7 protein-coding genes and 2 tRNA genes are annotated in these 11,696 nt (G+C 64.9%); 7 read left to right on the top strand and 2 right to left on the bottom strand.

Annotated elements, in window-relative coordinates; all coding sequences use genetic code 11:
• Positions 1 to 19 precede the first annotated feature (19 nt).
• The gene (locus tag ACQCSV_RS13990) at positions 20 to 1,282 is read right to left on the bottom strand and encodes a macrolide 2'-phosphotransferase (RefSeq protein ID WP_426938629.1); all 1,263 of its coding nucleotides are present in this window, start codon (positions 1,280 to 1,282) and stop codon (positions 20 to 22) included.
• Positions 1,283 to 1,451: 169 nt separating this feature from the next.
• Here ACQCSV_RS13990 and nudC point away from each other — a divergent pair, with 169 nt between their 5' ends.
• The 3 genes from nudC (at position 1,452) to ACQCSV_RS13975 (ending at position 5,289) form a co-directional block, all read left to right on the top strand.
• Positions 1,452 to 2,474 carry an NAD(+) diphosphatase gene (gene nudC / locus ACQCSV_RS13985; protein WP_354153473.1) on the top strand — a complete coding sequence of 341 codons (1,023 nt, stop codon included), beginning with the start codon at positions 1,452 to 1,454 and terminating at the stop codon, positions 2,472 to 2,474.
• A 71-nt stretch (positions 2,475 to 2,545) separates the two neighbouring features.
• Positions 2,546 to 4,681 carry an ATP-dependent DNA helicase UvrD2 gene (locus ACQCSV_RS13980; protein WP_426938628.1) on the top strand — a complete coding sequence of 712 codons (2,136 nt, stop codon included), beginning with the start codon at positions 2,546 to 2,548 and terminating at the stop codon, positions 4,679 to 4,681.
• A complete protein-coding gene (locus tag ACQCSV_RS13975) occupies positions 4,678 to 5,289 on the top strand; it encodes a M48 family metallopeptidase (RefSeq protein ID WP_426938627.1) in 612 nt (203 codons plus the stop codon). Before ACQCSV_RS13980 ends, ACQCSV_RS13975 begins: the two co-directional genes overlap by 4 nt.
• Before the next feature lie 123 nt (positions 5,290 to 5,412).
• Here ACQCSV_RS13975 and ACQCSV_RS13970 read toward each other — a convergent pair whose 3' ends face one another.
• Positions 5,413 to 6,831, bottom strand: coding sequence for a zinc-dependent metalloprotease (locus tag ACQCSV_RS13970; protein WP_354153476.1), 1,419 nt, complete (start codon positions 6,829 to 6,831; stop codon positions 5,413 to 5,415).
• A 131-nt stretch (positions 6,832 to 6,962) separates the two neighbouring features.
• On the opposite strand from ACQCSV_RS13970, the gene ACQCSV_RS13965 reads away from it, so the two are divergent.
• The 4 genes from ACQCSV_RS13965 (at position 6,963) to ACQCSV_RS13950 (ending at position 11,680) form a co-directional block, all read left to right on the top strand.
• A complete protein-coding gene (locus tag ACQCSV_RS13965) occupies positions 6,963 to 8,156 on the top strand; it encodes a YlbL family protein (RefSeq protein WP_426938626.1) in 1,194 nt (397 codons plus the stop codon).
• 136 nt (positions 8,157 to 8,292) lie between these two features.
• Positions 8,293 to 11,301 carry a UPF0182 family protein gene (locus ACQCSV_RS13960; RefSeq protein ID WP_354153478.1) on the top strand — a complete coding sequence of 1,003 codons (3,009 nt, stop codon included), beginning with the start codon at positions 8,293 to 8,295 and terminating at the stop codon, positions 11,299 to 11,301.
• 80 nt (positions 11,302 to 11,381) lie between these two features.
• Positions 11,382 to 11,455, top strand: a tRNA-Met gene (locus tag ACQCSV_RS13955).
• Between the two features lie 148 nt (positions 11,456 to 11,603).
• Positions 11,604 to 11,680, top strand: a tRNA-Met gene (locus ACQCSV_RS13950).
• The last annotated feature ends 16 nt before the right edge of the window (positions 11,681 to 11,696 follow it).

The following is an 11,696-nucleotide window of genomic DNA, read 5'->3' as shown; positions in this document are numbered from 1 at the left end:
CACGAAGAGCTTCCGGGTGTCAGTGCTTCCTGACTTCGACGATGCTGATGGCCGCGGTGGACGTGTCCTCGGCAAGCGGACGTGCTGCCGGTTTGTCGTCAGGCTCGTCGTGGGCCGCTGCTTTGTCGGACGGGATGGGCTCGGCGGGGATTCGGCTGACGTCCACTGCGGGCGCCACTGGAACGGGCGTTGCGGGAACCGGCACCGCTGACAGGACGGGCACAGGGGCGACGGTCACGGCCGGAGCAGCGGCCTGACCGACCTGCTGGGACCTGCCCGCTGCCGCGGTGTGGGCAGCAGGGGACTGGGCGGCGTCGTCGGCCGGGGCATTCGGTGCGCGGAGCGGTTCGACACTGATGGCCTGACCGCCGTGCTCTTCGACATCGGCCGCGAGCGTTTCCAGCATGCCTTCGGCTTCGGCAACCATCCCGTCGTCGCCGGCCGCTATGCCCTTGACCAGGTATTGGGCCAACGCGAACTCGGCAGACAAGGCGGCCCGCCGGATCAGATGCGGGTCCGGGGCGTCGCGGCGGCTGCCGGTGTAACTTGCCAGAACGGCGTCCACGAAATCCTGTTCATTCGAGGCAACCAGCCAGGCAAAGTCGTCGGCGGGATCCCCGATCCGAAGGTCCGTCCAACCCGCAACGGCCGTGACGCGGCCGCTTTCCACGAGCAGGTTGTCCTCGTGCAGGTCGCCGTGGACAACGCACGGGTTGAACCGCCATAGCGAAACGTCTTCGAGGGCATGCTCCCAGCGGAGCAGCAGCGACGCCGGAATTTTTCCGGTAGTGGCTGCCTGGTCAAGCTCGTTGAGCCGGCGCTGGCGGAATTCGTTGGCCGTATAGCTGGGCAGGTCCGCGTTGCTGACCAGGGAGTGCGGAAGATCATGGATGGCCGCCAGAGCTGTCCCGATTTCCCGGGCCAGCGTGGCGGGACCCGCGGTGAGTTCCTCAACACTTTGCGTGCTGCCGGCCAGATGGGAGTAGACAAAGGTGCTGAGGCTGCCCAGCCGGACGCTACCGGCCACCGTGGGCATTAGGAAGGGCAACTCTGCCCGGATGGCCGGTACGAATGCCCGGAGGACGAGGAACTCCGTTTCGAGCCTGGCGCTTGCTTCCGCATGCCGCGGGGACCTTACCCGCCACTGCTTGCCCTCCGAATCCAGCAGCAGCGCGGAGTCGAAATCCGCGGGATCGTCCGCAGCGGAGCTAACGGCGGTAGGGGTCAGCCCGGGGACTGCCGCGGTTGCCACGGCTGCCAGTTCGATCGGTTTTCTTCTCACCGTTCCACGGTAGATTGAGTGGCGTCCAAGACAACGATGTGCGGCGGCGAGTCTCCAGATATGCTGCAAAAGTCGGTCTCGGCGCACCGCGTGGAGGCCCACAGCACATGTCCTTGCCGAATGGCCCCGCCGAATGTAAATTGTCAGCCCGAGTCAGTACGGTGGACACATGAGTCATGCGGAGTCCGCTATACCGGCCTACCAGCCGCAGTCAGTCCAGCTGCCGGCCAACCACCTGTTCGATACCGTGCTGCCGGTCCTCCCTGCTGCCGTTGACCGAGGCTCCGCTGACCGCGTCCGGCCAGGCATGGTTGAGGAATTGCTGGACAGCGAGCATACTCGGGCAGTGGTCCTGGCCGGGCGGCAGGCCCTGGTACAAGGCAACCAGCTCTTGCTGCCCGCAGCCGCCCAATTGCTCGCTGACCTGCGGGACCGCGGCTCAGCCCCGGAGCAGGTCATCTATCTTGGCGCAGCGTTGGACGGCTCGGATCTTGCCGCCGGCACCGAAGTGGTCCTCGTTATCCTTTCCGCACCTGCCGAGCCCGGTGCTGCGGGAATCCCGGATGATGCGCAGTGGGCTGGCTTCCGCGACATCGCTGCCGTCCTAAACCCCACTGACACGGCGTTGTTCGTGGAAGCCAGCGCCATCGCCAACTGGCATGCCGGCCATACGCATTGCCCCCGTTGCGGGGCCCGTACCGCAGTGGAGGCCGGCGGCTGGGTCCGCCGCTGTCCCGTGGACAGCTCGGAACACTACCCCCGCACGGATCCGGCCATCATCGTCACAGTTGTAGGGCCGGACGGACGGCTGCTGCTAGGTGGCGGCGGGCCGGTTGACGCCAAGAACTACTCCACGCTGGCCGGATTCGTCGAACCAGGCGAATCCCTGGAACAGGCTGTCGTCAGGGAAATCCACGAAGAAGTGGGCGTCCGGGTCACGGGATGCCAGTACTTGGGCTCGCAGTCGTGGCCGTTCCCGGCCTCCCTTATGCTTGGATTTACCGCCATCACCGAAGACGCCGTGGCAAAGCCCGACGGCGTGGAGGTAACCCGTGCGCGCTGGTTCAGCCGGGCAGAACTCCAGGACGCCGTGCTTACAGGTGAAATCACCATCTCCAGCCGGCTGTCCATTGCACGCTCGCTGATTGAGCACTGGTATGGCGGCCGGATCATGGACCGCCCGGACACCTAAGACCCGGACCAGGCATCACCCTTGGCCAGACGCCAGCACGTGGCAGTCGCGACAACAACAGAGCAGCAGAAGTGACCACAGAGAATTTTGACAGTGCCGAGTCCCTTGAGGAACGAATCCTTGGGGGACTTGACGCTGAACAGCGCGAGGTCGCCAGCACGCTGAATGGGCCGCTGTGCGTCCTTGCAGGTGCCGGCACCGGCAAGACCCGGGCCATTACGCACCGGATTGCCTATGGCGTGCACTCAGGGGTGTACAGTCCCCAGCGGCTCCTCGCCGTGACGTTCACCGCCCGGGCTGCCGCGGAAATGCGTAGCAGGCTGCGGGACCTCGGCGTGGGCAGTGTCCAGGCGCGCACCTTCCACGCCGCCGCCCTGCGGCAACTGCAGTTTTTCTGGCCGCAGGCGGTCGGCGGCACGCTGCCCAACCTGCTGGACCACAAGGCCCAGATGATCGCTGAAGCGTCCCGCCGCCTGCGGCTCAGCACTGACCGCGCGTCCATCCGGGACCTCGCCTCCGAAATCGAGTGGGCCAAGGTCTCCATGCTGACCCCTGCCAACTACCTGGAGAACGCGCAGGGCAGGGGAACTCCGGGCGGGTTCGATCTCACCGCCGTCGCCCGGGTCTTCCAGTCCTATGAGGACGTCAAGACCGACCGCAACGTCATCGACTTCGAGGACGTACTCCTGATCACAGTCGGGATCCTGCAGGAGGACCAGAAAGTCGCAGCCACCGTCCGCGAGCAGTACAGGCATTTTGTGGTGGATGAGTACCAGGACGTTTCGCCGCTGCAGCAGCGACTCCTGGAACTGTGGCTTGGTGGGCGGGACGAGCTGTGCGTAGTGGGCGATGCGAGCCAGACGATCTACTCGTTCACCGGCGCTTCGCCCAAACACCTGCTGGGATTCAAGGCCCAGTACCCCGAGGCCAATGTGGTCAAACTGATCCGGGATTACCGTTCCACGCCGCAGGTGGTCAAGCTGGCCAACGACCTCCTTGCCGCCCGTCGCGGCGGCGGGCCGGTGGCTGATGCTGCCTGGGCGGCTCCGCTGCAGCTGGTGGCCCAGCGGCCGGCCGGGCCCGTCCCGCAGTTCACCGAATGCAGCGACGATGAAGCCGAAGCCGCCACCGTGGCCATCAAGATTCAGGAACTGCTCGACGCCGGCACTCCCGCCAGCCAGGTGGCTGTCCTTTTCCGCACCAACGGACAGTCCCAAGCCTACGAACAGGCGCTCGCGGCGGCCGGAATCAGCTACCAGCTCCGTGGAGGTGAGCGTTTCTTCGCCCGCAAGGAAGTGCGCGACGCCATCCTTCAGCTGCGCGCGGCCACCAGGGCCGTCGCTGAAACCGCGACACCGGAACCTCTCGGCCAACTGGTCCGCGATATCGTGGCCTCGCTGGGTTACACGGAGGCTCCACCCCATAACGGCGGCGCGCTGCGCGAACGCTGGGAGTCCCTGGCCGCGCTAGTGGCTCTTGCGGACGAGCTTGTCCACGTCCGGGGCGAGCAGTTCAGTCTCGGTGACTTTGTTAATGAACTCCAGGAGCGGTCCCTCGCCCAGCATGCGCCCACTGTCCAGGGTGTGACGCTGGCTTCGCTGCACGCCGCCAAGGGTCTCGAATGGGACGCCGTGTTCCTGGTGGGCCTCTGCGAAGGCCTGATGCCCATTTCCTTCGCGGACACACCCGAAGCCGTGGATGAGGAGCGCCGGCTGCTCTACGTGGGCATCACGCGGGCCCGCGAGCACCTGTCACTTTCCTGGTCCACGGCACGCACGCCGGGCGGCCGAGCCAACCGCAAACCCTCACGCTTCCTCGACGGGCTCCGGCCCAACTCGGTTGCCAGTTCCAGCGCCCGCGGAAAAGGGCCGGCACCGCGCCGGAAATCGGCGGCCCCCGCCACCTGCAGGATCTGTGGAAGCATGCTGGCGAGTGGCGCCGAACGGAAGGTGGGCCGCTGTAACGACTGTCCTCCCAGCTACGAAGAACAGAGCTTCGATGCCCTTCGGCAGTGGCGGAAGGAAATTGCATTGGCCGCGGAGGTGCCGGCGTTCGTGGTCTTCACGGATGCCACGCTGACCGCCATCGCAGAGGCCAAACCGTCCACACTGGAGGAACTGGCGGCGCTGGCAGGCGTGGGTCCGTCCAAACTGGAACGCTACGGCGAGGACGTGCTGCGGGTGCTCGTCGAAAGCACCACCCTGTGACCCGGCGGCCGGCAGGACAGGACACCCTTCCCCTCACCACCGCAGACGGGGCACGCGTTGAAGTGCGGCGGTCGGCGCGCCGGACCAGGACCGTGGCCGCCTTCTGGGAGAACGGCACGGCAGTGGTGGCCATTCCGGCCCGTTTCACCGCGGCGCAGGAGTCTGAATGGGTGCACCGCATGCTGGAGAAACTGCACCGCCAGGGGGAGCGGCGCTCCCGCAAAGGAAGTAAGCAGCCAGCCACAGATACTGCGTTGGCCGCCCACGCCGCAGCCCTTTCGGCCCGGCACTTCGGCGGCAGGGCAATCCCGACGTCGGTCCGCTGGGTCAGCAACCAGAACTCGCGCTGGGGCTCCGCGACGCCGTCGGAAGGTTCCATCCGGCTCTCCGACAAGCTCAGGCCCATGCCGCAGTGGGTCATCGATTATGTTCTGTTGCACGAACTCGCCCACCTGCTGGTGGCCGGGCACAATGCCGCGTTCTGGAAGCTGTTGGAGGCCTACCCTGACACGATGCGGGCCAAGGCATTCCTGGAAGGCGTGTCCTTCGCCACCTCCCGGGGTCTGACCGCAGGCAGCAATGATTCAGCGTCAGGTGACGCCGACTAGGGAGGGTCGTCTAAACGTCGCCGTCGCGTAAGGACACCGACATCATCTGGATGATCCGGCGCATTCGAATACCTCCAGCGGCGGCGAAAGCCGGCGTGGCCGCCGTCGTCCCGTGGGGTCTGGCTAAGCCTTGGGCTGGTCACCGTCGCCAGTGGGCTGTTCCCCGTCGCCAGCGTCGGAATCATCCTGCGGCGCGTCGTCGAAGCCGCCGCTCAGCAGCTTCTGCAGGGCATCGTCCACTTCGGTGTCGCTGGCCTCGGCCAGCTTGCGGCGGCCGCTGAAGCCCTGCGGGTCATCGAGGTCCTCGGCGGTGGGGAGGAGGTCCGGGTGCTGCCAGATGGCATCGCGTCCGGCAATACCGCGCTCGTCCCTAAGCGCGGCCCACAACGTGGCCGCCTCGCGCAGGCGGCGGGGACGAAGTTCCAGTCCCACGAGGGAAGAGAACGCGTGCTCCGCCGGACCGCCGGTGGCACGGCGGCGCCGGACTGTTTCCCGGAGCGCGCCGGCGGAGGGCAGCAGTTTCTCCGTGGCCGCAGCGGTGAGTTCGTCCACCCAGCCTTCAACGAGGGCCAGGGCGGTTTCCAGTTTTTCCAGCGCCTGCTCCTGTGCAGGGGTCCGCTGCGGCATAAAGACACCCTGGGAGAGTGCTTCCTGGATGCCTTCAGGGTTGCTGGGGTCCAGGTCGCGGGCCAGCTCTTCAATCCTGGATGTGTCGATGTGGATGCCGCGGGCGTAGGCCTCGATGGCGCCGAGCAGGTGGCCGCGCAGCCAGGGCACCTGGACAAACAGCCGTGTGTGGGCGGCCTCGCGGACGGCCAGGAACAGCCGGATGTCGTTCTCGGGGAGGCTCAGGCCCTCGCCGAACTTGGTCACGTTGGCCGGCAGGAGCGCCATTTCCAGGTCGGCCAGGGGAACGCCGATGTCGGTGGAGCTGACAACCTCGGCGGACAGTGCGCCGATGGCCTGCCCGAGCTGCATCCCGAAGATCGCGCCGCCCATGTTCTGCAGCATGGACGAGGCCCCGCCCATCATGGACTTCATCTCTTCGGGCATCTGTTCGGTCATGGCGCTGGAAAGAGCGTTGGCGATGCTGTTGGCTACGGGCTCGGTCAGCCGCTTCCACGTTCCCAGGGTGGCTTCGACCCACTCAGCGCGGGACCACGCGCGGCCGATCAGGCCGGTGGCAGGCAGGTCGGTCACGGGATCCAGCCACAGTTCAGCCAGCCGCAGGGCCTCGTCGACTTCGCGGGTCTGCAGGGATGTGACGGACGGGTCGGCGCTGCTGGCGGCAACCCGGCGGGCGTTCTCGTGCGCGAGCTGCCAGTTGACGGGCCCCTCGGACGGGGCGCTCATCATGGCCTGGACCTGGGAGAACATCTGGGCCAGGAGATTGGGGTCGTTCGGCAGGCCGGCTGCCTTTGCGAGTTCGGCAGGGTCGAAGTTTTCCATGCCCTTGCCGCCCATCAGGTTCTGCAGCATCTCGGTCAACGGATCCTTCGGCGTATCGTCGCCGTTGGATGGATTGAGTGGGTTGGAGGTCATGATCCCGCCGATCGTCGGTGTGACTGTTCACTTCACGGTACCCCGGGCCGGAGCGGCTGTCTGCCGGACAGGCGTCACGTTCGCTGTAGGCAAAGAGCCGGCCGGAGGCGGCACCGCGTACTGTTGATTCAGTGACTACAACCCGCGGCGATCATCCGCATGAGGACCACGATCCAGAGTTCGACGCCGGCACCACAGCGAGTGCCGCAGCACCCGGAACGGGCCTTGCCGGCATCCCGCCGACCGGGCAATATGCCCCACGCAGCTCCCCGCCAGAGGACCGGCGGGTGTCCGTGATGATGCTTTCCGGCGTCCTGGCGCTGGGTCTGGGGATCGCGGCCGTAACCGTCCCGGTGCCCTATGTTGTGGAGTCACCCGGACCCACCTTCAACACAATCGGCCAGAGCCAGGGCAGTCCTGTCATCAGCGTGAGGGGCCACGAAACCTATCCCGCCCAGGGAAACCTGGACCTGACCACCGTTTATGTTGACGGCGGCCCCAACGGCCCGGTGAGCGTTCTGGGTGCCTTCGCCGCCTGGCTGGACGGGTCCAAGTCCGTTCACCCTGTGGAACTGCTGTACCCCAGCGGCACCACGAAGGAGCAGGCCGACGAACAGAGCTCCGTGGCCATGACCTCGTCGCAGGAGAACGCTGTGGCCTCGGCGCTCAAGGAGCTTGGCATTCCCTTCGGCCAGCAGCTCCAGGCTGCGGGGCTGCCTGATGGTTCGCCGTCGGCCGGCAAGGTTGAGGACGGGGACATCTTTGAATCGATCAACGGCAAACCCATCACTTCGCTCGCTGTTGTGCAGGAGGAACTTGCCGCCGGCAACGGAGCGCCGGCCACCCTGGTGGTGCAGCGCGCAGGGAAATCCGTCACACAGACCATCACCCCCATGAACAACGGTGCGGGCCGCTACATTCTCGGCGTCATGCTCAAGTACTTGTTCACGTTTCCGTTCGACGTGAAAATTTCCCTGGACAAGGTGGGCGGGCCCAGCGCTGGGCTGATGTTTTCGCTGGGCATTATCGACACGGTGACACCGGGGGACTTGACCGGCGGCAAACATGTCGCCGGAACGGGGACCATCACCCCCGACGGCACCGTAGGTCCCATCGGCGGCATCCGGCAGAAGATGCTGGGCGCGCGTGCCGGGGGAGCCACCGTATTCCTCGCCCCGGCAGAAAACTGCGACGAAGTTGTGGGCCATGTGCCGGAGGGACTGCAGGTGCTCAAAGTGGAGAACATCGCAGAGGCGCGCCACGCCGTCGAACTCGCCGGATCCGGGCAGGACACGGGCGCTTTGCCGGTCTGCGCCAGCAACTAGACTGAGGCCAGGAACTAAGCTTTACCGCCACTCGTGGCAGATATGACGGACGTTGCCACACGCTTGACCGGTGCCGGACGTCAACCGCACGCACGCTTCTCATGTAAACCTGACGACCAGCTATGAGGTACCGAGTTTGTCCCGTCCTACCAGCCCCATCCCGCCCGGAAGACCCCCCTCGCGACGCGGGGCCCTAACGCCCACGCTGATCGTTGTTGCCATCGTAGTGGTGGGCTTCATCTTCTTCGCCAACGTCTGGACTGACGTCCTCTGGTACCGGCAGCTCGGCTACTTCGAAGTGTTTGTGACGGAAAACCTCGCCCGGATCGGGATCTTCCTCGCCGGCTTCGCGCTTATGTTTGCGGCCGTCTTTTTTGCCATCCGGGTTGCCTACCACGCACGGCCGGTGTACGCACCCGACTCCGAGATGCGTGACAACCTGAACCGCTACCAGGCCCAGCTTGAACCGGTCCGCCGCGTCGTTATGGTGGGCCTGCCCATCCTGTTCGGACTGTTCGCGGGCAGCGCTGCGGCCAGCCAATGGCAGAAAGTGCTGCTGTTCTTCAACCAGGAGCCGTTCGGCCAGAGCGATCCTGAGTTCGGCCTGGACATCAGCTTCTACCTCATGACTCTTCCGTTCCTGGGATTCGTCACAGGGTTCCTGATCAGCGTGGTGGTGGTGGCCGGCATCGCCGGAATCCTCACCCACTACCTTTATGGCAGCATCCGGCTGATGGAACGCGGCGTGTTCACCAGCCGCGCGGCGCAGATCCACCTCGCCGTAACCGGTGCAGCCTTCCTGCTCCTGCTCGGCACCAACTTCTGGCTGGACCGCTACGCCGCCTTGCAGAACAGCGGCGGGCGTTGGGCTGGCGCACTGTACACGGACGTGAACGCCGTGATCCCCACCAAAGCGATCCTCGCTGTGGCTGCAGGCCTGGTGGCCATCCTCTTCATCATCGCTGCAGTCATTGGCCGCTGGCGCCTGCCCGTTATCGGCACGGCAATGCTCATCATCACCTCAATCCTTGCCGGCGGTGTGTACCCGTGGGTCATCCAGCAGTTCCAGGTCCGTCCTTCCGAGCAGACGTATGAGAAGGACTTCATCGGCCGCAACATCGAAATGACCCGGGCCGCCTATGGCCTGGACAAGATCCAAGTGAACCGCTACGACGCTACGAACACCGCCAGCACCGGTGCGCTGGCTCCTGATGCACAGACCACAGCCAACATCCGGCTCCTGGACCCCAACCTGATTTCCGACGCGTTTTCCCAGCTGGAGCAGTACCGCCCGTACTACCAGTTCCCAGATGCACTTAACGTGGACCGCTACGAGGTGGACGGCAAGATCCAGGACACCGTCATCGCCGTGCGCGAGCTGAACCCGGCGAACATCGCCACAAACCAGCAGGGTTGGCTCAACCAGCACGTCGTCTACACGCACGGCTACGGCGTGGTGGCGGCCAAGGGAAACAAGTTCACCGTTGACGGCAAGCCGGAGTTCCTGCAGTCGGGAATTCCATCAACCGGAGTCCTTGGCAATGACTCCACCTACGAGCCACGGATCTACTTCGGCGAAAATTCCCCAGAGTACTCCATTGTCGGCGCGCCGGCGGGATCCCCTCAGCGCGAACAGGACAGGCCCTCCGGCAAGGAAGGGGACGCGGAAACCCAGTACACCTTCACCGGCAACGGCGGTCCCAATGTGGGCAGCTTCTTCAACAAGGTCCTGTACTCGATCAAGTTCCAGTCCTCGGATCTCCTCCTCTCAGACGGGGTCAACGCTGAATCCCAGATCCTGTACGACCGCAGCCCGCGTGCCCGGGTCGAGAAAGTCGCGCCGTACCTGACGGTGGACGGCAACGCCTACCCGGCCGTTGTTGACGGCCGCGTCAAGTGGATCGTGGACGGCTACACCACCAGCCAGTACTACCCTTACTCGCAGCAGGAGCAGCTCTCCGCTGCCACCACGGACTCCCAGACCACCTCAGGCCGGACCGTTGCTCTTCCCAACAGTTCGGTGAACTACATCAGGAATTCAGTGAAAGCCACGGTTGATGCCTACGACGGCTCGGTCACCCTCTATGCGTGGGACGACCAGGACCCGATACTGAAGGCGTGGCAGAAAGTCTTCCCCACATCGCTTAAGCCGTACTCAGAGATGTCCGGGGATGTGATGAGCCATGTCCGCTACCCGGAGGACCTGTTCAAGGTGCAGCGCGAGCTCCTGGGCCGGTATCACGTCACTGATCCCGTGAGCTTCTACAAGAGCGACGAAGTGTGGAGCGTTCCGAACGACCCCACCGTAAAGACCGACGTCAAGCAGCCTCCGTTCTACATGTCACTGCAGATGCCCGACCAGAAGCAACCGGCCTTCCAGCTCACGTCCTCCTTCATTCCGCAGATCGTGAACGGCACTGCCAGGAACGTCCTCTATGGCTTCCTGGCGGCGGACTCTGACGCCGGCAACCAAATGGGCGTCAAGGCTGACACCTATGGGCAGTTGCGATTGCTTCAGATTCCCCCCGCAACGCAGGTTCCGGGCCCGGGACAGGCCCAGAACAAGTTCAACTCGGATCCCACGGTGTCCCAGGCTCTGAACCTTCTGCGGCAGGGTGCCTCCGAAGTGCTCAACGGTAACCTGCTGACGCTGCCTGTGGGCGGCGGCATCCTGTACGTGCAGCCGGTCTACCTGAAGTCAACCGGCGAGACGTCCTACCCCACCTTGCAGCGTGTGCTGGTGGCCTTCGGTGACAAGGTCGGTTTTGCGCCGACCCTGGATGAAGCGTTGAAGCAGCTGTTCAACGGAGATTCGGGCGCCTCTGCCGGCGATTCGGCCAATAACGGCCAGACCCCGCCCCCTACGGGGACCACACCGCCGGTGAGCGCAGGTGCCCAGGCTGACCTGAAGGCCGCGCTGGATGAGGCGAACGCTGCCATCAAGGCCGGCCAGGCAGCCTTGGCAGCCGGCGACTTTGCAGCTTATGGGGAAGCACAGAAGAAGCTGGCTGCGGCCCTGCAGAAGGCGATTGACTCCGAGGGCAAGATCCCGGCGCCGGCCCCCGAAGCCACGCCGTCGCCCGGGGCGACCCCATCGCCGGAAGCTAAATCAACGGCGACGCCCTCGCCTGCAGCCAGCAACTAGGGGGTTTGACCCAGCGAGACGCACATCACGCCACCAGGATTTGGTCTCCCGTTCACCGAACGGTAGAGTTGATCTTGCGACGCGGGGTGGAGCAGTTCGGTAGCTCGCTGGGCTCATAACCCAGAGGTCACAGGTTCAAATCCTGTCCCCGCAACTGGCGGAAAAGTCCGGATTCTGGAAACAGAATCCGGACTTTTTGGTTTAACCGGACCCGCCCCAGGCAGGCAACCTCGGTGTTGAAGTGACCCTTAATCACGATTGGTTTTTACCTACTCCAAAGTACGGTAGTGTTGTTCTTGCGACGCGGGGTGGAGCAGTTCGGTAGCTCGCTGGGCTCATAACCCAGAGGTCACAGGTTCAAATCCTGTCCCCGCAACCATGGAGAAGACCCCGAC

The organism is Pseudarthrobacter sp. S3 (assembly GCF_050156905.1).
GTDB lineage: Bacteria > Actinomycetota > Actinomycetes > Actinomycetales > Micrococcaceae > Arthrobacter.
The sequence above is the reverse complement of the archived record's forward strand: the minus strand, read 5'-3'. Positions and strand labels throughout refer to the sequence as shown.